The organism is Aliiroseovarius sp. M344, from assembly GCF_025140835.1.
Taxonomy (GTDB): domain Bacteria; phylum Pseudomonadota; class Alphaproteobacteria; order Rhodobacterales; family Rhodobacteraceae; genus Aliiroseovarius.
The window spans coordinates 690263-710419 of record NZ_CP081153.1 but is presented as its reverse complement, the minus strand read 5'-3'; the positions used below and the strand labels follow the sequence as shown (position 1 = coordinate 710419).

19 protein-coding genes and 1 riboswitch are annotated in these 20157 nt (G+C 57.4%); of the genes, 10 read left to right on the top strand and 9 right to left on the bottom strand.

What is annotated here, in order from left to right; translation table 11 throughout:
- Positions 1–18: 18 nt before the first annotated feature.
- A complete protein-coding gene (locus K3556_RS03455; RefSeq protein WP_260518337.1) occupies positions 19–1557 on the bottom strand; it encodes a 2-isopropylmalate synthase in 1539 nt (512 codons plus the stop codon).
- A 290-nt stretch (positions 1558–1847) separates the two neighbouring features.
- Positions 1848–3320 (bottom strand): 2-isopropylmalate synthase, encoded by a 1473-nt coding sequence (locus K3556_RS03450; RefSeq protein WP_260518336.1) that lies wholly within the window; start codon positions 3318–3320, stop codon positions 1848–1850.
- A gap of 187 nt (positions 3321–3507) precedes the next feature.
- On the opposite strand from K3556_RS03450, the gene K3556_RS03445 reads away from it, so the two are divergent.
- Positions 3508–5169 carry an NAD+ synthase gene (locus K3556_RS03445; protein WP_260518335.1) on the top strand — a complete coding sequence of 554 codons (1662 nt, stop codon included), beginning with the start codon at positions 3508–3510 and terminating at the stop codon, positions 5167–5169.
- Between the two features lie 22 nt (positions 5170–5191).
- Here the strand turns inward: K3556_RS03445 and K3556_RS03440 are convergent, their stop codons facing one another.
- Positions 5192–6124, bottom strand: coding sequence for an MBL fold metallo-hydrolase (locus tag K3556_RS03440; RefSeq protein ID WP_260518334.1), 933 nt, complete (start codon positions 6122–6124; stop codon positions 5192–5194).
- Positions 6125–6239: 115 nt separating this feature from the next.
- On the opposite strand from K3556_RS03440, the gene K3556_RS03435 reads away from it, so the two are divergent.
- Positions 6240–6680: a DUF1801 domain-containing protein gene (locus K3556_RS03435; protein WP_260518333.1), complete on the top strand. Its 441-nt coding sequence runs from the start codon at positions 6240–6242 to the stop codon at positions 6678–6680.
- Here the strand turns inward: K3556_RS03435 and K3556_RS03430 are convergent, their stop codons facing one another.
- Positions 6681–7079 carry a metallopeptidase family protein gene (locus K3556_RS03430; protein WP_260518332.1) on the bottom strand — a complete coding sequence of 133 codons (399 nt, stop codon included), beginning with the start codon at positions 7077–7079 and terminating at the stop codon, positions 6681–6683.
- A 61-nt stretch (positions 7080–7140) separates the two neighbouring features.
- On the opposite strand from K3556_RS03430, the gene gltX reads away from it, so the two are divergent.
- From gltX to K3556_RS03415, 3 genes are all read left to right on the top strand, one after another.
- The gene (gltX, locus tag K3556_RS03425; RefSeq protein WP_260518331.1) at positions 7141–8466 is read left to right on the top strand and encodes a glutamate--tRNA ligase; all 1326 of its coding nucleotides are present in this window, start codon (positions 7141–7143) and stop codon (positions 8464–8466) included.
- On the top strand, positions 8463–8891 hold the full coding sequence (locus K3556_RS03420; RefSeq protein ID WP_260518330.1) for a GNAT family N-acetyltransferase: 429 nt from the start codon (positions 8463–8465) through the stop codon (positions 8889–8891). Before gltX ends, K3556_RS03420 begins: the two co-directional genes overlap by 4 nt.
- A gap of 66 nt (positions 8892–8957) precedes the next feature.
- The gene (locus K3556_RS03415; RefSeq protein ID WP_260518329.1) at positions 8958–10376 is read left to right on the top strand and encodes an MATE family efflux transporter; all 1419 of its coding nucleotides are present in this window, start codon (positions 8958–8960) and stop codon (positions 10374–10376) included.
- Here the strand turns inward: K3556_RS03415 and K3556_RS03410 are convergent.
- A complete protein-coding gene (locus K3556_RS03410) occupies positions 10356–10913 on the bottom strand; it encodes a gamma-glutamylcyclotransferase family protein (protein WP_260518328.1) in 558 nt (185 codons plus the stop codon). The genes K3556_RS03415 and K3556_RS03410 overlap by 21 nt on opposite strands.
- Positions 10914–10984: 71 nt before the next feature.
- Positions 10985–11073: riboswitch (glycine riboswitch) on the top strand.
- A 151-nt stretch (positions 11074–11224) separates the two neighbouring features.
- Between K3556_RS03410 and gcvT the strand changes: the two genes are divergently transcribed.
- The 3 genes from gcvT (at position 11225) to gcvP (ending at position 15668) form a co-directional block, all read left to right on the top strand.
- Positions 11225–12349 (top strand): glycine cleavage system aminomethyltransferase GcvT, encoded by a 1125-nt coding sequence (gene gcvT / locus K3556_RS03405; RefSeq protein WP_260518327.1) that lies wholly within the window; start codon positions 11225–11227, stop codon positions 12347–12349.
- A gap of 27 nt (positions 12350–12376) precedes the next feature.
- Positions 12377–12736: a glycine cleavage system protein GcvH gene (gcvH, locus tag K3556_RS03400; RefSeq protein WP_260518326.1), complete on the top strand. Its 360-nt coding sequence runs from the start codon at positions 12377–12379 to the stop codon at positions 12734–12736.
- An 85-nt stretch (positions 12737–12821) separates the two neighbouring features.
- Positions 12822–15668 (top strand): aminomethyl-transferring glycine dehydrogenase, encoded by a 2847-nt coding sequence (gcvP, locus tag K3556_RS03395; protein ID WP_260518325.1) that lies wholly within the window; start codon positions 12822–12824, stop codon positions 15666–15668.
- Between the two features lie 70 nt (positions 15669–15738).
- Here gcvP and K3556_RS03390 read toward each other — a convergent pair whose 3' ends face one another.
- The 3 genes from K3556_RS03390 to ctlX are packed head-to-tail and all read right to left on the bottom strand — an operon-like array spanning position 15739 to position 18695.
- Positions 15739–16788: an ornithine cyclodeaminase gene (locus K3556_RS03390; protein ID WP_260518324.1), complete on the bottom strand. Its 1050-nt coding sequence runs from the start codon at positions 16786–16788 to the stop codon at positions 15739–15741.
- A 24-nt stretch (positions 16789–16812) separates the two neighbouring features.
- Entirely contained in the window at positions 16813–17742 is a 930-nt protein-coding gene (gene rocF / locus K3556_RS03385; RefSeq protein WP_260518323.1) for an arginase, read from the bottom strand.
- Positions 17739–18695: a citrulline utilization hydrolase CtlX gene (gene ctlX, locus K3556_RS03380; protein WP_260518322.1), complete on the bottom strand. Its 957-nt coding sequence runs from the start codon at positions 18693–18695 to the stop codon at positions 17739–17741. Before ctlX ends, rocF begins: the two co-directional genes overlap by 4 nt.
- Positions 18696–18821: 126 nt before the next feature.
- On the opposite strand from ctlX, the gene K3556_RS03375 reads away from it, so the two are divergent.
- Entirely contained in the window at positions 18822–19247 is a 426-nt protein-coding gene (locus K3556_RS03375; RefSeq protein ID WP_260518321.1) for an Lrp/AsnC family transcriptional regulator, read from the top strand.
- 61 nt (positions 19248–19308) lie between these two features.
- Entirely contained in the window at positions 19309–19749 is a 441-nt protein-coding gene (gene trxC, locus K3556_RS03370) for a thioredoxin TrxC (protein ID WP_260518320.1), read from the top strand.
- Positions 19750–19768: 19 nt separating this feature from the next.
- Here the strand turns inward: trxC and K3556_RS03365 are convergent, their stop codons facing one another.
- On the bottom strand, positions 19769–20134 hold the full coding sequence (locus K3556_RS03365; RefSeq protein WP_260518319.1) for a GFA family protein: 366 nt from the start codon (positions 20132–20134) through the stop codon (positions 19769–19771).
- Positions 20135–20157: the final 23 nt, after the last annotated feature.

Sequence of the window (20157 nt, the reverse complement as noted above, 5' to 3'; positions counted from 1 at the left end):
CGCATGCCGGTCAATGTCTCAAACCGCCTCTGGTTTGGTTTTTTCTCGCCGCACCAACAGGTTGTTCAAGGCGTTCACATAGGCTTTTGCAGATGCCACGACCGTATCCGTGTCCGAGGACTGGCCCGTAACGATTTTGCCGTTTTCTTCCATCCGAACGGAGACCGTCGCCTGCGCATCGGTGCCTTCGGTCACAGCGTGCACCTGATAAAGCTGCAGCCGTGCTTCGTGCGGGAACAATGCCTGAATGGCGTTAAAAGTGGCGTCCACCGGACCGTCACCCGTTGCGGTTTTCTGGTGATCCACGCCATCGATTTCCAGCGTCAAATCCGCCGATTGCGGAGCCTCGGTGCCACAGATCACGCGCAGGAACTTTACCTGTATCCGGTCATTTTCCGCATCGGTTCCGTCCCGCATCAGCGCAATCAGATCGTCATCAAAGACTTCCTTTTTCCGGTCGGCCAGTTCCTTGAACCTTACGAAAACATCTTTCAACTGGTTGTCACCCACGTCAATGCCCAGCTGATTCAATCGATCCCGCAGCGCAGCCCGACCAGAGTGTTTTCCCAGAACCAAACTTGTCTCGGACAGACCCACATCTTCGGGGCGCATAATTTCGAAGGTTTCGGCGTTTTTCAGCATGCCATCCTGGTGAATGCCGCTTTCATGGGCAAAGGCGTTCTTGCCGACAATGGCCTTGTTATACTGCACAGCAAAGCCAGATACCTGCGCCACACGGCGTGAGATGTTCATGATCTTCGTCGTGTCCACACCGGTGTCCCACGGCATAATGTCATGACGGACTTTTAAGGCCATCACGACCTCTTCCAGCGCCGTGTTTCCGGCACGTTCGCCCAGCCCGTTGATGGTGCACTCGATCTGGCGCGCACCAGCTTCGACCGCCGCCAGTGAGTTTGCTGTCGCCATGCCCAGATCGTTGTGACAATGGGTGGCGAATGTGACCTCGTCTGCGCCTGGAACCTTTTCGATCAACATGCGGATCAGCTCAGCGCTTTCACGCGGGGCGGTATAGCCCACCGTATCCGGAATGTTGATTGTCGTGGCCCCGGCTTTGATTGCAATCTCGATCACCCGGCACAGATAGTCATGCTCAGTCCGGGTGGCGTCCATCGCGGACCACTGCACATTGTCCGTCAGATTGCGGGCGTGTGTCACAGTCTCGTGGATCAAATCCGCCATCTCATCCTTGTTCAGATTGGGAATGGCGCGGTGCAGGGGTGAGGTGCCGATAAAAGTGTGGATGCGCGGCTTCGCGGCATGGCGCACGGCCTCGGCGCAGCGATCGATATCTTTAAAATTCGCCCGGCTCAGCCCGCAAATCACCGAATTCTTGGATCGCTTGGCAATCTCAGAGACAGCCGCGAAGTCGCCTTCGGATGCAATCGGAAATCCGGCTTCAATGATGTCCACGCCCATCTCGTCCAGCAACTCGGCAATCTCAATCTTTTCATCATGGGTCATGGTTGCGCCGGGGCTTTGTTCACCGTCACGCAGGGTCGTGTCAAAAATCAACACGTGATCTGATGTCTTAGTCATTGTTTTATCTCTTTAAGGTCAGTGTCTTAGCCAAGTGCCCCATAGGACGGACCCGATCCGGGTGCAAGAGTTCCAATTGGGGCGGAGAAGGTGGCGCGGTTGGCATATCCTCTGAGCGGTCGCGCCGAAACGGCACGCTCAGAGGCGGCTAAGAAGAAGCAGAAGGCTCTGGCCCAACGCGGGGCGAGGAATGATATGTGTCTGCGTTTCCATGGGGCGACTATAGGGCGGTTTGGCCTGAGATAAAGCCCCTTTTTCAGACCATGACCAGCAGTGTTGCAGTTGGCGACCTAGTTCGTTGCCGCGCCTGAGCTGGCTTCCGCTGCGGCGGCACCGGCTGAGCTATCAACTTCCGGCGCGGGGGATGTCGTTGCAGCGCCAGCAATTACACCGTCTTCCCAAACACCGTCTTCCTGACTGCCATCAGCACGGGTTACCATACCTTTGCCGTGGCGTTTGCCCTTCTCGAAACTGCCTTCATACCGGTCACCATTCGCATAAACCGCTGCACCCTGCCCATGGAACAGTCCGGATCGCCAATCTCCGTCATAGGAAAAGCCATCCGCTGTTGTGTATTTGCCTTTGCCTTCGCGCAGTCCACCGACAAAACTGCCGTCATAGGTCGCGCCGTCAGGAAATTTCGACTGCCCCTGGCCGTGGGGCTGTCCCGCTTGCCAGCCTCCGACATAGGACGAGCCATCCGCCACCGTCAGGCTACCCTCGCCGTCATAAAGCGCATCCTTGAATGACCCTTCATAGACTGATCCATTCGCATATCGCGCGACACCTTTGCCTTCGATCACACCGGCTTTCCATACACCTTCATAGGTGTTGCCGTCCGGATAAGTGATCGCACCGGTGCCGTCCGCCAGACCATCACGAAACTGTCCTTCGTAGATCGAGCCATCAGGATAGGTCACTTTGCCTTGCCCTTCGATCACGCCTGCGACCCAGTTGCCATCATACTGATATCCATCCGCACCCACGAACAGGCCCTTGCCGTTGCGCTTGTCGTTGTCGAAATTGCCTTCATACCGGTCACCATTGGCATAAACGACCACCCCCGCACCGCGCCGCGCCCCTGCTTCGAAGTTGCCGGTGTAGATGTCGCCATTGGCTTGCTTCAGGACGCCCTCGCCCTGCATCTGGCCCTTGACCCACATGCCATCAAACACCATGCCGTCAGCTTGGGTTAGGATACCTTTGCCGTCGCGTTCTCCCGCGCGCATTCCACCATCGTAGAGCGCACCGTCCGCATAAGTCGATGTGCCGCGGCCCTCTTTCACGCCGGCGACCCAATCGCCTTCATAGATGTACCCTGTCGGGCTTTGCAGTCGCCCCTGTCCGTGGTGCATCGCGTTGCGAAATCCACCTTCATATTTGATGCCGTTGGCATAGATCGCCAGACCCGACCCATTGATTTTGCCGTCCACCCAATCGCCCTCGAAGGTCGACCCATCCGCAAATGTGATCTTGCCGAACCCTTCGGGTTTGCCTTTAGCAAAGTTGCCTTCATAGATCGATCCATTGGGGAAGCGCGCCACGCCTTGGCCGATAATCTCTCCCTCAACGAATTCGCCAGTATACTCATACCCTGTTGGCAGTTGCAGAGTGCCCATGCCGTGCTGCACACCCCCTTTGAACGTGCCCTCGTAAACAGCGCCGTCCTCGTATTGCTTTGTTTCGACTTGCGCCAAGACCGGTGTGGCAGCCAGTGCCAGACCTAAAGTAAAACCACAAATACCAGTGCGAAGGGGAGTCATGACCAACCTCTTTTAACGAATACCCTTTTCGCGCAAATACCCGCGCGAACCCGGTCCAAGCCTATTCGAGCCGCCGCGCCGAAACAACGGTTTTCCAACGCATGGTCTTTATCCCGCACGCAAACCTGCTACATCTGTGCGCAAGATCAAACCCGGTAAGGACAGCCGGGCCAAAAGGATACGCGCGATGAGTAACCATTTCCGCCTAACGCTGGCGCAGTTGAACCCGACCGTCGGTGCGATCGCCGCAAATGCAGCCAAAGCACGTGACGCTTGGGCGCAGGCCAAGGCCGCTGGCAGCGAGCTGCTGGCGCTTCCGGAAGCCTTTATCACCGGTTATCAGACGCAGGACCTAGTGATGCGACCGCAGTTTTTCCGCGACGCTATGGCGGCGGTGGATCAATTGGCCGCCGATTGCGCCGACGGCCCCGCAATAGGGATCGGCGGCCCATTTCACGACGGCAAGGACCTGTTCAACGCCTATTTCATACTGAAAGGCGGCAAAGTTGCCGCGCGCGTCCTGAAACAGCGCCTGCCGAATTTCACCGTATTCGACGAAGAACGCCAGTTCACATCCGCCGATCCGCAAGGCCCAATTGCAATGGGGCCGATCCGCATCGGCATCCCAATTTGCGAGGACGCGTGGCATGGTGATGACGTCTGCGAGACCCTCGCCGAAAGCGGCGCCGAGTTTCTGCTGATCCCCAATGGTTCGCCCTATTACCGACGTAAGTTTGATGTGCGTGTGAACCACATGGTGGCGCGGGTCGTCGAGACGGGATTGCCGCTGATCTATCTAAACATGGTGGGCGGCCAGGACGATCAGGTGTTCGATGGCGGGTCATTCGCCCTGAACCCGGGCGGCGAGCTTGCTTTCCGCATGGCCACCTTTGACGAAAAAATCCGAAACGTCGATCTAAGCCGAACAGATGATGGCTGGCGCGTCGGACCCGGTCCCATTGCTGTGCATGGGGATGAGTGGGAGCAAGACTATCGTGCGATGGTCGAAAGCCTGCGCGACTACATGGGCAAGACCGGCTTCAAGCAGGTGCTGCTGGGCCTGTCCGGCGGGATCGACAGTGCGATTGTGGCAACCATCGCAGCTGATGCGCTTGGGCCCGAGAATGTGCGCTGCGTGATGCTGCCGTCTGAGTATACCTCGCAAAGCTCTCTGGATGACGCCAAAGACATCGCGAACCGGCTTGGTTGCACCTATGATTTCGTGCCGATCAAAGAGGGACGCGATGCGATCACCAACACACTCGCGCCCTTATTTGAAGGAACCAAACCGGACGTGACCGAAGAAAACATCCAATCCCGTCTGCGTGGGCTTCTGCTGATGGCGCTGTCCAACAAGACCGGCGCGATGCTGTTAACCACCGGCAACAAGTCCGAAGTCGCGGTGGGATACGCCACGATTTATGGTGATATGTCAGGCGGCTATAACCCGATCAAAGACCTCTATAAGACTCGGGTGTTCGAACAATGTCGTTGGCGCAACGCAAATCACCGCGACTGGATGAAAGGACCGGAGGGCGAGGTCATCCCGGTCTCAATCATCGACAAACCACCGTCCGCCGAGCTGCGCCCGGATCAAAAGGACGAAGATAGCCTGCCGCCTTACGAGGTATTGGACGCCATTCTTGAGGGTTTGATTGACGACGAGAAATCGGTCGCCGAACTCGTCACCGCAGGGTTTGACCGCGCAACCGTGAAGAAGGTTGAACACCTGATCTTCATCTCTGAATACAAACGCTTCCAATCTGCACCCGGAACCCGCCTGACCATGCGTAGTTTCTGGCTGGATCGCCGCTATCCCATTGTGAACCGCTGGCGAGACGAAAGCTGATCGCCCCACCAGCGCTGCAGCATCACATCAACAGCTGATAGCTGTGCGGCACGTAATGAAACCCTTCGTCCCGTGTCTCGACATAGCCAACGGCCGGGAATGGCATGTGATAGCCAATGAAAGGCATCTTTTCAGCGGCCATCATGCCCAGCAGCGTTTTGCGTGTGGCAGCCGCCGCAGCCTTGTCTCGGTCAAACTTCACCTCCCAATCCGGGTAGGCCAGAGACCAAACATAATGGTTGGCAAAATCCGCCGCAATCAGCAGTGATTTACCATCGCTGTCCAGCCGGTAAGCCATGTGGCCGGGTGTGTGGCCGAACGCCTCGACCGCTTCGATGCCGGATACGACACTATCGCCGCCATTGATCATGGTGGTTTGTTCGGCAAGCGGAGCAACTTTGGTGTCAAACCCATCGTTCCCTTCCGCTGCCCAGTGGTCGAATTCCACCGCGCCAGTGACATAGCGTGCATTGGGGAAGGTAACGCCCGCCTCTCCTGACAGCCCGCCGATATGGTCGCCATGCATGTGAGTCAGCACAACAATATCAACCTGATCAGGCATATAGCCCGCTCCGGCCAACGCCGCCGTGATGCCGTCCCCATTCAGACCTGTGTCGAAAAGCACAAGCTCAGTCCCAGTGTTGACCAGAGTAGGCGTGAAAAAGAATTGTGCGGCGGTGGTGGTGATGTTTGCGGACTCAGATGCTGCCGCGAACTCTTCCGCACTGACATTCATGCCAAAAATGCTCTGCGGTTCTTCCACCGTGCGGTTGCCTGCCAACAAGGTCGTCACCTCGAACCCGCCCAGTTTCACAGTCTGTGCGGCGGTCATAGCCAAACCCATTTGGGGTGCCATGGCGCGGGCCGATCCGGCCACCAATCCAGCAAAGGGTGTTGCGGCCCCAGCCATCAATAAGTGACGACGAGACAAGGTTGGTGTGGCAAAGCGTTTCATGTGAGACCTCCCAAAACGATCAGATTTTGTTGAAACCAGAGCGTGCAGTATAGTCGGATTCCAAAGATAGGGGTTTCACAGATTTGTGACGGGCCCTTCGCGCAGGGGCATTCAGATGGCGAACCACGGCAAAACAAACAAAACCCAAGCAACCAACCAAGATGCCGAACGCTTTATCGAGGCGGTCGAACCTCCGTCAAAACGCAAAGACGCCCGGATACTTGACCAGGTTTTTCGCAAAATAACTGGCTATCACCCCGCAATGTGGGGGCCGACCATCATCGGCTATGGAAGCTATCACTATCGCTATGACAGTGGTCGCGAAGGGGATTCTCTGGCCACAGGGTTTTCGCCGCGCAAAGCCCGTCATTCAATTTATATCATGCCGGGATATGCCGATTATGGCGAAATTCTGGGCCGTTTGGGAAAGCACAAGATGGGCAAGTCCTGTCTTTACGTGAACAAGCTCGCGGATATTGATCTGGACGTTTTGGGTGAACTTATTCGTGCAGGTTTGCGCGATTTGGACAAGAAATGGCCCGTGAAGCCCAGTTGATCAGGCCCACCATTTATAAATCTCGGCTATGTCCGACTTAGACCAGTTAAAATGGTGGCTAAGCTGTTGCACGATGATAAGCGCCACCAGCTCAGCCAGTGAAACATCGCCCCGCGACGCCCATTCATCCAATATGGGCCTGCGAAACAGAAAGACGGTGTCAGGGGATTGGGGTTGATCAGCGGTGGTTTTTTGCGCCAGTGGAATACCTTCGTAAACTGCCGTCAGCTCAAACGGGTCTTCGATCTCCATCTCGGCCAGAAACACGGCGTTTGGAAGGTTCTCAACCCGTATGACTACTTCCAACGCCTTTTCGATGAACTCCGGCGGCAACCGCATTCGGGTGTCATTCGCTAGCGCTTCGATTTCAGCGATATTGGGGGCGTATTTCCGGTTCATAAGGGAATATATGGACAAAAGCGGGCCAGTATGAAAGAGGGTCGAGCCAAGGAGACACGCCATGACAACCACCCGTTTTGCCCCCTCGCCCACCGGTTATATCCATGTTGGCAACCTGCGCACCGCGCTGTTCAACTATCTGATCGCTGCTAAATCGGGCGGGCAATTCATCTTGCGGCTTGATGACACCGATCCGGAACGCTCCAAGCAGGAATACGCAGATGCGATCAAAGAGGATCTGGAATGGCTGGGGCTGACATGGGACCGGTTCGAAAAACAGTCCGCCCGACTGGATCGATATGAGGCCGCCGCGCAGGAGCTGCGCGACATGGGGCGCTTTTATGAGTGTTTTGAAACGCCGACCGAGCTGGACCTGAAACGCAAGAAACAACTGAACATGGGTAAGCCGCCGGTTTATGACCGCTCCGCGCTGGCTCTGTCCGAAGGCGCGAAGACAAAGCTGCGTGAGGAACGCGGTCAAGGTCACTGGCGCTTCAAGCTGGATCAAGAGCGGATCAATTGGAAAGATGGCATTCTGGGCGACATCTCGATTGATGCCGCGTCCGTATCCGACCCGGTTCTGATCCGTGGAGACGGACAGTTCCTGTATACGCTTGCATCGGTCTGCGACGACATTGACTTCGGAATTACCGACGTTGTGCGTGGGTCGGACCACGTGACCAACACCGCGACCCAAATCCAGATCATCGAGGCATTGGGCGGCAAAGTGCCGTCATTTGCGCACCATTCTTTGTTGACCGGCCCGCAAGGCGAAGCACTGTCGAAGCGTCTGGGCACTTTGGCAATCCGTGATCTGCGCGAACGCGGTGTGCAGCCGATGGCCCTGCTCAGCCTGCTGGCACGCCTTGGGTCTTCACAACCGGTCGAGTTGCACAGTTCGCTGGACGACATCATCGAAGGCTTCGATCTGTCGGCATTCGGCGCGGCCCCGACCAAATTTGATGTCGAAGACCTGTTCCCGCTGACCGCCCGTTATCTGGCCAATCAGCCCGTCGACGCCGTTTCAAATTCACTGGATGCCCTCGGCGTTCCCGCAGAAAAAGCGGACGCTTTCTGGACGGTTGCGCGTGAGAATATCACGACGCTGGGCGATCTGGATGCGTGGTGGACCCTATGCCGCAATGGTGCCGACCCGGTGATCGACGAAGAAGACCGCGAGTTTGTGGCAACCGCAATGTCTCTTTTGCCCGACGGGCCATATGATGCGGACAGCTGGTCGAACTGGACTGCAGCGGTGAAAGAGGCGACAGGCCGCAAAGGTCGCGGTCTATTCATGCCTTTGCGCAAAGCGGTCACGGGCATGAGCCACGGGCCGGACATGTCTGCGCTTTTGCCGTTGATGCAAGTGATCCGCGCCAAGGCATGACCTTTCGGGCCGCAAAGCTTTCGGATGCGTCCAGCCTTGCCGCTCTTTCCATCGAGGTCTGGCTTGGAACGTATATCAAGCACGGCGTAAATGCGTTCTTCGCCGACTTCGCGCTGGCAGAGTTTACAGCTTCAAACTTCGAAGCAATTTTGAGTGATCCAGACGAACTGGTCATCGTGTCCGAAATGGCGGATGGCATCGCCGGGTATATCCGCGTCTCTTTTGGGAAGGCATTGCTGGCGCAAGCGTTCCGGCATTGTCGCAATCGCGCCGTCAAAAAAGTTTGGCTGGCAACCAATTCTGACAATACGCCCGCCATTGAGTTTTATCTGTTGCATGGCTTTCGACGCATTGGCCAAACTGACTTTACGATTGGTGATCAACGCTACCCGAACGACGTTTTCATCCGCGTTCTGGAGCACTAAACAACCCTTCCTCTGGTGCAGAAGGCTTCTGTGCGTCATGCTGACGTGGCGCAACAGGAGTTTAGCATGACCCAACAGGCGACAGGCAATTCCTCTCAGGCCAAGTTTCTTGAGGGCAATCTGCTGAACCACATTACCGTCATGTCCATGACGGCTTCTGTTGGGTTGATGGCGATCTTCCTTGTTGACCTCGTTGACATGATTTTCATCTCCATGCTTGGGCGGGACGAGTTGGCGGCGGCCGTCGGCTACGCGGGCGCGATCCTGTTTTTCACCACATCTTTCGGCATCGGCATGTCCATTGCTGCGGGGGCTTTGGTCGCGCGCGCTTTGGGCGAAGGCGACGCCCAGACAGCCAAACGGCGCGCGGCAACGGCTTTGCTGTATGGCGTTGTCATTGGCGCGATCTTCTCGGCCATTGTGTGGATATTTGTTCCACAACTTGCCGCACTGTTGGGCGCATCCGGTGAAACGCAAACGCTGGCCACAAGCTATCTCAGGATCATCCTGCCCAGCTTGCCCATTTTGATCGTCGGCATGGTTGGGGGTGCAATCCTACGCGCGCATGGCGACGCCCGTCGCGCCATGATGGCCACCATCTGGGGCGGCGTGGTGAATGCGGTGCTTGATCCCATTCTGATCTTTGGTTTGGATCTGGACCTGACCGGGGCTGCGCTTGCCTCGGTCTGCGCACGCGCGACCATTGCGGCGCTGTCGATCTACCCCGTACTGCGATACCATGGCGGGCTTGATCGCCCAAAAAGCGCGGATTTCAGGGTGGATTTTGCAGCAATCATGACCATCGCTCTGCCCGCCATTCTCACCCAGTTTGCAACACCTATCGGCCAAGCCTACGTCACGCGCGCCATGGCAGAGTTCGGCGAGGATGCGGTGGCAGGTATGGCAATTGTGGGACGACTGATACCAGTTTCATTTGCAGTGATTTTCGCCCTGTCGGGCGCGATCGGCCCAATCGTGGGTCAGAATTTCGGGGCTGGGAAGCTGGACCGGGTCCGGCGCGCGATGCGCGATGGGTTGGTCTTTGTGCTGTGCGTAACGCTTGGCGTCAGCGCAATTCTGTTCTTAGCCCGCGCCCCGATTGCAAACCTGTTCAACGCCGAAGGGCTGAGCCGCGATCTGGTCTACCTATTTTGTGGCCCGCTCGCATTGGCGTGGTTTTTCAACGGGGTGATCTTTGTCACCAATGCCAGCTTCAACAATCTGGGGCATCCGTTCTATTCGACATGGGTGAATTGGGGGCGGCAGACCCTGGGCACGATCCCGCTTGTCATGTTGGGTGCCGCGTTTTGGGGCGCACCGGGGGTCTTGATTGGACAAGCCGCTGGCGGTTTGATCTTCGCGGCCATCGCTTTGGGCTTGTCGGCGCGTGTCCTGAACATGGCCGAGCGGGGCGAATGTGACACTGACGCGCATCCCTACCAACGGCAGACACGCCTGATTTCATTATTTGGCAATCGCCGATAGGCGCGACAGGCCTTCGTCCACAATCTGGCGTTCTTCCTCGGTCAACGCCTGCGCACGCGGATAGATCGGGGCCGCACGATCGTTCAGGATCGGCGCGTGCCATCCTTCGGTCGTTTCGAAGAAATGCCTGACCCCTGTCATGCCAAACTCAGCCAGATAGCCCTGCACAACCACGTCGATATAGCTCAGCAATACCGGGTTTTCGTCCGTCGGCGCATGGTGCTTGCCATGTTCAATCGCGTAAATTACAGCGTCGATTTCACCGACTTGATGCTGCAGCTCGGGCCCTAGCGGGACGCGCGCATAGGCACGCTCGCGTTCATCCAAGGCCGCCCAATCCGCGCCCGGCACGACGGCGATCAAACCCTCGATGTAATCCTCGCGGTCTGGCACCGCAGTAAGATAGCACACATCACGCAGCGGGGAACGTCGCCACGCCCGCCGCCACCCCTTCACGCGGGCGGGCTGAGCATCCTGAAACGCATGTGTTCGCCGGTTCACCAGCGAGCCGTAGCCGAAAAAATACTGGTCTTGCATGGCGTTAGATTGCCTTCGTATGCGGTTGCATTCAAGCTCTTGCTCTAACCGATCCGGGCGGCTAACTTAGCGTCATCGCATCGGGAGAATCTGGCGAACGCCAGTGCCGAAGGAGCAACCGCCCTGGTAAACTCTCAGGCCCATGGACCGATGCGGCGCACAGGACTCTGGAGAGAGGCACTAGATGCCCGCCGAAGGGATAACGATCTCAGGCGACAAGGACAGAGAGGGCATCGTTGAACGCGCAAGCGTTTGAAAGATGTCGGGCGCATGGCTTCCATAGCTTTCCGGCGACAGATGGAGGAGTGACCATGGGTGCATCCCACGACGATCTGAAACGAACGGGTCTTTATGATCTTCACCTTGAGCTTGGTGCCAAGATGGTGCCATTCGCTGGTTATGAAATGCCCGTGCAATACCCGCTGGGCGTGATGAAGGAACACCTGCACACACGCGACGCAGCTGGTCTGTTTGATGTCAGCCATATGGGTCAGGTGATCCTGCGCGGCGAAAGCCCAGCCAAATCACTTGAGCGCATTGTACCCCAATCTGTAGAATCGCTTGCTGAAGGTCGCCAGCGCTATGGCCTGTTTACCAATGACGACGGCGGTATTCTTGATGATCTGATGATCGCCAATCGCGGGGATCACCTGTTTCTCGTGGTCAATGCGGCCTGCAAGGACACCGACATCGCCCATATGCGTGCGCATTTGACCGATTGCGAGATTGACGTGATCGACGACCGGGCCCTTCTGGCCCTGCAAGGCCCCGCCGCCGAAGCGGCGCTGTCCAGCCTTGTACCCTCAGCCGCCGCGATGAAATTCATGGACGTCGCCATCATCGACAGCGAATTCGGCGAACTTTGGATTTCCCGCTCGGGTTACACGGGCGAGGACGGGTATGAAGTCTCTGTTCCTGAAGCAAACGCCGAGGCGTTCGCCCGCGCATTGATTGCTATTGATACGGTCGAGCCTATTGGCCTTGGCGCGCGGGACAGTTTGCGGCTTGAAGCCGGGTTGTGCCTTTATGGAAATGACATCGACACCACCACCTCACCGGTCGAGGGTGCGCTGGAATGGGCGGTACAGAAAGTGCGCAAAACCGGCGGTGAACGTGCCGGCGGTTTTCCCGGTGCGGATCGCATTCTGGCCGAGTTCGAAAACGGTGCAAACCGGCGCCGCGTCGGCCTGTTGCCCGAAGGTCGCGCGCCAATGCGGGCCGGGACCGAGCTTTATGCGTCCGAGGATGCCGAAGCCCCGATTGGGCACGTAACCTCTGGTGCTTTTGGTCCGTCGATCGAACGCCCGATGTCCATGGGTTACGTCAGCATCGACCACGCCGAAACTGGCACGAGACTATTTGGCGATGTGCGCGGCAAGCGCCTACCTGTCACGGTCGCGGACATGCCGTTCCGCCCCGCCACCTATAAACGTTGACCTAAGAAATCCAGCAGGAGACTAAGAATGAAATACACCGAAGAACATGAATGGCTGCGCGAAGAAGACGGCGTCTATGTTGTGGGCATTACTGCCCACGCTGCCGAACAACTTGGCGATGTTGTCTTTGTCGAACTTCCCGAGGTCGGCACCACCGTTTCCAAGGATGACGAGATTGTCGTTATCGAAAGCGTCAAGGCCGCGTCTGACATCCTCAGCCCGCTGGACGGCGAAGTGGTCGAAGTGAACGAAGCCATCGTGGATGAGCCCACCAAGGTCAACGAAGACGCTGAAGGTGAAGCTTGGTTCTTCAAAATCAAAGCCTCCGACACCAGCCCGCTGGCCGATTACATGGACGAAGCCGGTTATAAAAAGTTCATCGGCTGAACCACGGGCTTTGCCCAATTGAGCAACCTGCGCAGGGGCTTGACTGCCCCTGCCCGACTGTCACGCCCCCGTATGGAGAAAGCCCATGCCCTTCGCGCCCACTGGTTACAAACCCTATGACTTCGCCAACCGCCGCCATATTGGCCCGTCGCCCAACGAGATGGACGAGATGTTCAAAACCGTCGGCGTCAGGGATCTGGACGATCTGATCAGCCAGACCATGCCCGACAGTATTCGCCAGAATGAAGCACTGGACTGGGGTCCGGCTTTGTCCGAACGCGAAGCGCTGCACAAGATGCGCTATACCGCCGCGAAGAACCAAGTCATGCGTTCGCTACTTGGTCAGGGGTATCACGGCACCGTCACGCCGCCCGCAATCCAGCGAAACATTCTGGAAAACCCAGCGTGGTACACGGCTTACACGCCCTATCAGCCCGAGATTTCGCAAGGCCGGCTTGAGGCGCTGCTGAACTTCCAGACTATGATTTCAGATCTGACGGGGCTGGAAATTGCCAACGCGTCGTTGCTGGACGAAGCCACCGCCTGTGCCGAAGCCATGACCATGGGGCAACGGATCGCCAAATCGAAAGCGAAGAAGTTCTTCGTCGACGAAGCCTGCCACCCACAGAATATTGCGGTGATGAAAACCCGCGCGGCCCCCCTTGGCATCGAGATCGTCATTGGCGACCCAGAGGATGATCTTGTCGCGGACGACGTCTTTGGTGCGATCTTCCAATATCCCGGCACTTATGGCCGTGTCCGAGATTTCACCGACCAGATCACCGCTTTGCACGCAGCAAACGCCGTTGGCATCGTGTCTGCCGATCCACTGGCCCTGACGGTCTTGAAAGAACCGGGCGCAATGGGGGCCGACATCGCCGTCGGATCATCGCAGCGTTTCGGTGTGCCGATGGGCTTTGGTGGTCCGCACGCGGCTTACATGGCCACCGCCGACAAGCACAAACGCAACATGCCCGGTCGTTTGATCGGTGTGTCAGTCGATGCGCGCGGCAATCAGGCTTACCGTCTGTCGCTGCAAACCCGCGAGCAACACATCCGCCGCGAGAAAGCCACCTCGAACGTCTGTACCGCTCAGGCGCTTCTGGCCGTCATGGCGGGCTTTTATGCGGTTTTCCATGGTCCCGAAGGTTTGAAGGCCATTGCGCAGGATGTGCATCTCAAGACCGTTCGTCTGGCCAAAGGTCTTGAGGATGCGGGGTTCACCATTACCTCGAAACATTTCTTCGACACGATCACAGTTCATGTAGGCGCGCTTCAGAACACCGTACTGAAATCCGCCCGCGAGGAAGGTATCAACCTGCGCCCGGTCGACAGTGAATATGTCGGCATCACACTGGACGAGGCTACCCGCCCCGCAGTGATCGAGGGTGTTTGGCGCGCATTCGGCATCACCCGCAGCTATGACGACAGCGACAATGAATACCGCCTGCCAGATGACAGCCTGCGGACATCAGAATATTTGACCCACCCCGTGTTTCATATGAACCGGGCAGAAACTGAGATGATGCGCTATATGCGTCGTCTGGCGGATCGCGATCTGGCCCTTGATCGCGCCATGATCCCGCTGGGGTCATGCACGATGAAGCTGAACGCGGCGGCAGAGATGATGCCGGTCACCTGGCGCGAGTTTGCATACATCCACCCAATGGCGCCTGACAGTCAGATCGGCGGCTATATTGAGATGATTGAGGATCTGAAACAAAAGCTGTGCCTGATCACTGGCTATGACGACATGTCGATGCAGCCCAATTCGGGTGCGCAGGGCGAATATGCCGGGCTTTTGACCATTCAGGCCTATCACCGCGCCAATGGGCAGGGGGATCGCAACATCTGTCTGATCCCGATCTCGGCGCACGGCACGAACCCGGCCTCGGCGCATATGGTCGATATGGACGTGGTCGTCGTGAAATCAGCGCCGAATGGGGATATCGACCTTGATGATTTCCGCGCCAAGGCGGAAGCGGCGGGCGACAAGCTGGCCGCGTGCATGATCACCTATCCTTCGACCCACGGTGTGTTCGAAGCCACGGTGCGTGAGGTGTGCCAGATCGTGCACGACCACGGTGGGCAGGTTTACATCGACGGTGCGAACTTGAACGCCATGGTGGGTCTATCCAAGCTGGGCGAAATCGGCGGCGATGTTAGCCACCTGAACCTGCACAAGACCTTCGCTATTCCGCATGGCGGCGGTGGCCCCGGCATGGGCCCGATTGGGGTCAAAGCACATCTTGCGCCGCACCTGCCGGGCAATGGGCTGATCGGGGAAGAGGGCGCGGTGTCTGCAGCACCCTTCGGTTCAGGTTCGATCCTGCCGATCAGCTGGGCGTATGTCCTGATGATGGGCGGCGATGGCCTGACGCAAGCCACAAAGGTAGCAATCCTGAACGGCAACTATATTGCTGCCCGACTGAAAGGCGCGTTCGACGTGTTGTTCACCGGGAACAATGGCCGTGTGGCGCATGAGTGCATCATCGACACGCGCCCCTATGCTGACAGCGCGGGCGTTACCGTTGATGACATCGCCAAGCGACTGATCGACAACGGCTTCCACGCACCGACGATGAGCTGGCCCGTGGCAGGCACGTTGATGATTGAACCGACCGAGTCCGAGACCAAAGCCGAATTGGATCGCTTCTGCGACGCTATGCTGGCGATCCGTGAAGAAATTCGCGAGATCGAAGACGGTAAGATCGACCCGGAAAACAACCCGCTGAAAAACGCGCCGCATACCTATGTGGACCTCGTGGGTGAATGGGATCGTCCTTACACGCGCGAACAGGGGTGTTTCCCGGCGGGCAGCTTCCGGGTGGACAAATACTGGTCGCCGGTCAACCGGGTGGACAACGCCTATGGCGACCGTCATCTGGTCTGCACCTGCCCGCCCTTGTCGGATTATGCCGACGAAAGCTAAGCACCGCGAGACCTGCAAACAAAAAACGGGCGGTGGATCACTCCTCCGCCCGTTCTCTTTTTTCAAAGCCTTAGGCTTTCGACCGCTCCAGCATTCCGAACAGATCGCGCGGGTCATCCGGGTCTGCCAGCATATCAAGCTGGGTAAAGAACTCCGTGCCTTCGATCGACTTGAGGATGTAGCGCAAGGCCGAGAAATCCTCGATTGCGAAACCAACGCTGTCGAACAATGTGATTTCTTTGTCAGTGCGGCGGCCTGCTGCCTGACCGGTGATCACTTGCCAAAGCTCGGTGATTTTGTGGTCTTTATCCAGCTGCTGAATTTCGCCCTCGATCCATGTCTGTTCGGGGTATTCTACGAAGATGTTCGAGCGCAGAAGGATATCGCGGTGAAGTTCGGTCTTACCCGGACAGTCTCCGCCGATGGCGTTGATATGCACCCCCTCGCCGATCATGTTGTCGGTCAGGATCGTGGCATATTGTTTGTCGGCGGTGCAGGTCGTGATGATCTGCGCGCCTTCCATGCTTTCTTCGCCCGTCTTACACGGCACGACGGTCAGGCCCTGCCCGGCGAGATTGCGCGCGCATTTCTCGGTCGCGGCGGGGTCGACATCAAAAAGGCGCACCGTGTCAATGCCGCAGATCGCCTTGAAGGCCAGACACTGGAATTCCGATTGCGCACCATTGCCAATCATCGCCATCGTGGTCGCACCTTTTGGGGCCAGATGCTTGCCGACCATCGCCGAGGTCGCAGCCGTGCGCAGCGCTGTCAGCACTGTCATCTCGCTAAGAAGCTTGGGATAGCCGCTGTTCACGTCAGCAAGAAGTCCGAACGCTGTGACGGTTTGCAGCCCTTCCTTGGTGTTCTTCGGGTGGCCGTTCACGTATTTGAACCCATACATCTCGCCATCCGAGGTCGGCATAAGCTCGATCACCCCAACATCCGAGTGGCTGGCCACGCGTGGGGTTTTGTCGAACAACTCCCACCGCCTGAAATCGGCTTCGATTTCGTCGGCGAGTTCGATCAACACCTTCTCGATACCGATATGATGGACAAGCCCCATCATGTGTTCGACCGACACGAAAGGCACATAAGCAAGTTCAGAGGGTAGTGGTGGCATCGGATGTCCTTTCGACAAGCGGGATCAATAGCTTTGCGTGCGGCGATCCAGAACACGGCGGCCAAACAAGCTCGCGGTCAGGTCGACCATCAACCGGGCGGTGCGGCCGCGGTCGTCAAGAAACGGGTTCAGCTCGACCAGATCAAGCGAGCTGACAAGGCCACTGTCGTGAAGCATCTCCATGATGTGATGGGCTTCGCGGAAGGTTGCGCCACCGGGAACGGTGGTGCCGACCGCCGGGGCGATGTCGGGCTCGATGAAGTCCACATCAAGGCTGACATGCAGCAGCCCGTTCGTCTGCGCGACCTGGTCCAGAAACGGCAACAGAAGCTTGGCCACGCCGTTCTCGTCGATCGAGCGCATGTCATAGGTCTGAACGCCCGACGACTGCAAAAGGTCGCGCTCCATCCCGTCAACCGACCGCAGACCGATCATGCAAACATTCAATGGGTCAAGACGCGCGGGAAGCGGTTTGCCCAGCACGTCAGGAAAGCCGTCAAGGCCACAGGCAAATGCCACGGGCATCCCGTGGATGTTGCCGCTCGGCGAGGAGGCGGGAATGTTGAAATCGGAATGCGCATCCAACCACAGCACATATTGCGGACGGCCCATTGCGGCAGCCGCCGCCACGTGGCCGGTCACGGTTCCCAATGACAGCGCATGATCACCGCCAAGATAAATTGGCAGCACATCTTGGTGCGCCAGATCAAAGGCATGGCGATGCAGACTGCGTGACCAACCTGCGACTTCAGGCAGGAATTTCAGGTGCGTGTGTTCGGTTTCGATGGACTCGACCACATCACGCTGCGCGTCGCCCAGATCGACCACGTCGTGGCCCAGTGACGCCAGCTCCTCGGCCAAGCCCGCAGTGCGATAGGCCGCTGGCCCCATAATACAGCCCCGGCGACCCGCGCCTTCTTCCATCGGCGCGCCGAGCAGGTGAATATTTGTCATTTGGCCTCTCCGTTCGGGTTCAATTGTGGGCGTGGGCTAAGGTGAATGCCTGCAATGGTACATCGTACCGAGCCACCAGCCATTTCTATCGTCGGAATGTCCAGCGGCAGAATATTCAAATGCGTTTCGATCCGCTGGCGTTGGTCCGGTCGCAAAGCCTCAAACGCACGCGTCGACATCGCCAGCAGTCGACCATCACAGCCCTGAAGCTCAATCGCGTTGCCTGCGAAATTGGCAATCTGGTCTTGCGTCAGTTCAATGATCTCGCGGTCCCCTTGCGCCAAGCGGTCGCGCAGTTCTTCGCGACGGGCCGTGTCGGCGATGGTCTCCAGCCCGATCAACGCCACATCCGTGCCAATGCACATCAACACGTTGGTATGATAGATCGGCAGACCTTCCGCGTCACAGGCATCAAATACCATAGGCTCATAGTTGAAATGGGTGCAGAACCGTTCCAACAGCACCTCGCTGGTGCGCTTGGACCGCGCGGCATAGGCCACCCGTTCCACGTGATCCAGCACCATGGCCCCGGTGCCTTCAAGAAACAGCCCGTCCTGCTCCAGCCCGGAATAGTCGATGATGTCCTGCACGCGATAGCGATGCTTGAGCATCTCAAGCACGTCCGCACGCCGCTCGATCCGGCGATTCTGGGAATACATTGGATACACCGCCACATGCCCACCGGGATGGGTCGAGAACCAATTGTTCGGGAAAACGGCATCCGGGCGATCATCGCGCGGATCATCAAACAGGTGAACCTGAACCCCAGCATTGCGCAGGGCCTGCACGGCATTGTCGATTTCGACCTGTGCTTGCGCGGCCAAATCTACCGCCGCTCCGGCAGGTGCTTCGGTCTGAAAACTGTTATCCCGCGCTGTCTCAGCATTGGGATGAAAATGCTGTGGGCGGATCATGATCACGGCGCTTGGCGCCTGAAGCGAAGTCTGCGGCATTGGGGGCTCGGGTAAAGTTGTAAGTGACCCAGCATAGCAACTTCACGATTTAATAAATAATGTGCAAAAGTGAAATTTTTTCTGCATTGTATTGCCAATTAGTGCAGCATCGCTTAGCAATTTGATATGCATATTTTCGATGACCTTGATCGCAATCTGATCGCCATCCTGCGGGAAGATGGTCGCGCTCCGATATCCAAACTCGCCGAAATCCTTGGCGTGTCTCGCGCCACCGTTCAGGCGCGGCTTGACCGCTTGCTGGACAGTGGCGCTGTCCTGGGATTCACCGTCCGCGCCCGGCAGGATCATGGCCCGGACGGTGTGCATGCAATCATGATGATCGAGGTGTCGGGCCGGTCGACCACTGCAGTGATCAAACGCCTGCGAGGCCTGCCAGAGCTGCGCAGCCTGCATTCAACCAATGGGAAATGGGATCTTATTGCGCAGTTAACTGCTGAAAGCCTGACCGATTTTGACCGTGTACTGCGCGATGTACGGGTGGTAGACGGCATTACCAACAGTGAAACGAGTATTTTGCTGAGCACCGTTTGATCCCTTGACGGTAGCCCTTTGCGTTATCATATGCAGTTTATAGAATTTAAAGGAGCACCCCATGGCCTCTTCCGCTAAGATGACTTGCCTTGATTGCGGTTCTGTAAACCGCGTGCCCATCGACAAACTTACTGCAGGGCCGAAATGTGGCACATGCGGCGCAAAGCTTATCGATGGCAAAGTCCGCGAACTGGATCCAGCCACGTTGACCAAGGCCGCCAAGAATGACGGCACTCCGCTATTGGTCGATTTCTGGGCGCCATGGTGTGGACCCTGCCGAACAATGGCCCCTTCATTTGCGCAAGCCGCGCGGGCTATGGCGCCTCAGGTTCGGTTTGCGAAAATCAACACCGAAGATCACCCCAAAGTATCAATGCAGAACAACATTCGGGGCATCCCGGCCTTGATCCTGTATCAGAATGGTAAGGAAATCGCCCGCCACGCCGGGGCCATTCCAGCCAACGCAATCGAGGCGTTTGTCCGAAAAAACGCCAACATCTAACATCCTGATATGAAATGGGTCAGTCTAGGAATTCCCAAGTATCCGCGCCATCGAAATGCCGGATGTGCAGCGAATTGATCACTTCCAGCGAAGCCATGCGCAGGTTCACCGCGATCCGTTTCTGGTCGGTGTTTTCAGCCGAACTCCAATGGGTGACACAGCCGCATGTCTTACAACTTTGGAAGTCGATCATATGATCCGCCCAGCTGTATGCGTCTAAGTGGTCATGGCCGGTCAGAACAGCGCCCTCATTCGGCGGACAATGTGCCCACAGCGCAGCATAACGACGACACATCGAGCAATTGCAGGACACTGCAAATTCTGGCGGGCTGACTTCGAATGTGACGGCGCCGCAGTGGCAGGCACCATTGATTTTGTCGGACATGGCAACTCCTTTCAGCAGAGAGT

Bases quoted from the DNA above. Each gene is read 5' to 3' on its own strand.
- K3556_RS03455 (WP_260518337.1), bottom strand. From the start codon at position 1,557: ATGACTAAGACATCAGATCACGTGTTGATTTTTGACACGACCCTGCGT.
- K3556_RS03450 (WP_260518336.1), bottom strand. From the start codon at position 3,320: ATGACTCCCCTTCGCACTGGTATTTGTGGTTTTACTTTAGGTCTGGCA.
- K3556_RS03445 (WP_260518335.1), top strand. From the start codon at position 3,508: ATGAGTAACCATTTCCGCCTAACGCTGGCGCAGTTGAACCCGACCGTC.
- K3556_RS03440 (WP_260518334.1), bottom strand. From the start codon at position 6,124: ATGAAACGCTTTGCCACACCAACCTTGTCTCGTCGTCACTTATTGATG.
- K3556_RS03435 (WP_260518333.1), top strand. From the start codon at position 6,240: ATGGCGAACCACGGCAAAACAAACAAAACCCAAGCAACCAACCAAGAT.
- K3556_RS03430 (WP_260518332.1), bottom strand. From the start codon at position 7,079: ATGAACCGGAAATACGCCCCCAATATCGCTGAAATCGAAGCGCTAGCG.
- gltX (WP_260518331.1), top strand. From the start codon at position 7,141: ATGACAACCACCCGTTTTGCCCCCTCGCCCACCGGTTATATCCATGTT.
- K3556_RS03420 (WP_260518330.1), top strand. From the start codon at position 8,463: ATGACCTTTCGGGCCGCAAAGCTTTCGGATGCGTCCAGCCTTGCCGCT.
- K3556_RS03415 (WP_260518329.1), top strand. From the start codon at position 8,958: ATGACCCAACAGGCGACAGGCAATTCCTCTCAGGCCAAGTTTCTTGAG.
- K3556_RS03410 (WP_260518328.1), bottom strand. From the start codon at position 10,913: ATGCAAGACCAGTATTTTTTCGGCTACGGCTCGCTGGTGAACCGGCGA.
- gcvT (WP_260518327.1), top strand. From the start codon at position 11,225: ATGGGTGCATCCCACGACGATCTGAAACGAACGGGTCTTTATGATCTT.
- gcvH (WP_260518326.1), top strand. From the start codon at position 12,377: ATGAAATACACCGAAGAACATGAATGGCTGCGCGAAGAAGACGGCGTC.
- gcvP (WP_260518325.1), top strand. From the start codon at position 12,822: ATGCCCTTCGCGCCCACTGGTTACAAACCCTATGACTTCGCCAACCGC.
- K3556_RS03390 (WP_260518324.1), bottom strand. From the start codon at position 16,788: ATGCCACCACTACCCTCTGAACTTGCTTATGTGCCTTTCGTGTCGGTC.
- rocF (WP_260518323.1), bottom strand. From the start codon at position 17,742: ATGACAAATATTCACCTGCTCGGCGCGCCGATGGAAGAAGGCGCGGGT.
- ctlX (WP_260518322.1), bottom strand. From the start codon at position 18,695: ATGCCGCAGACTTCGCTTCAGGCGCCAAGCGCCGTGATCATGATCCGC.
- K3556_RS03375 (WP_260518321.1), top strand. From the start codon at position 18,822: ATGCATATTTTCGATGACCTTGATCGCAATCTGATCGCCATCCTGCGG.
- trxC (WP_260518320.1), top strand. From the start codon at position 19,309: ATGGCCTCTTCCGCTAAGATGACTTGCCTTGATTGCGGTTCTGTAAAC.
- K3556_RS03365 (WP_260518319.1), bottom strand. From the start codon at position 20,134: ATGTCCGACAAAATCAATGGTGCCTGCCACTGCGGCGCCGTCACATTC.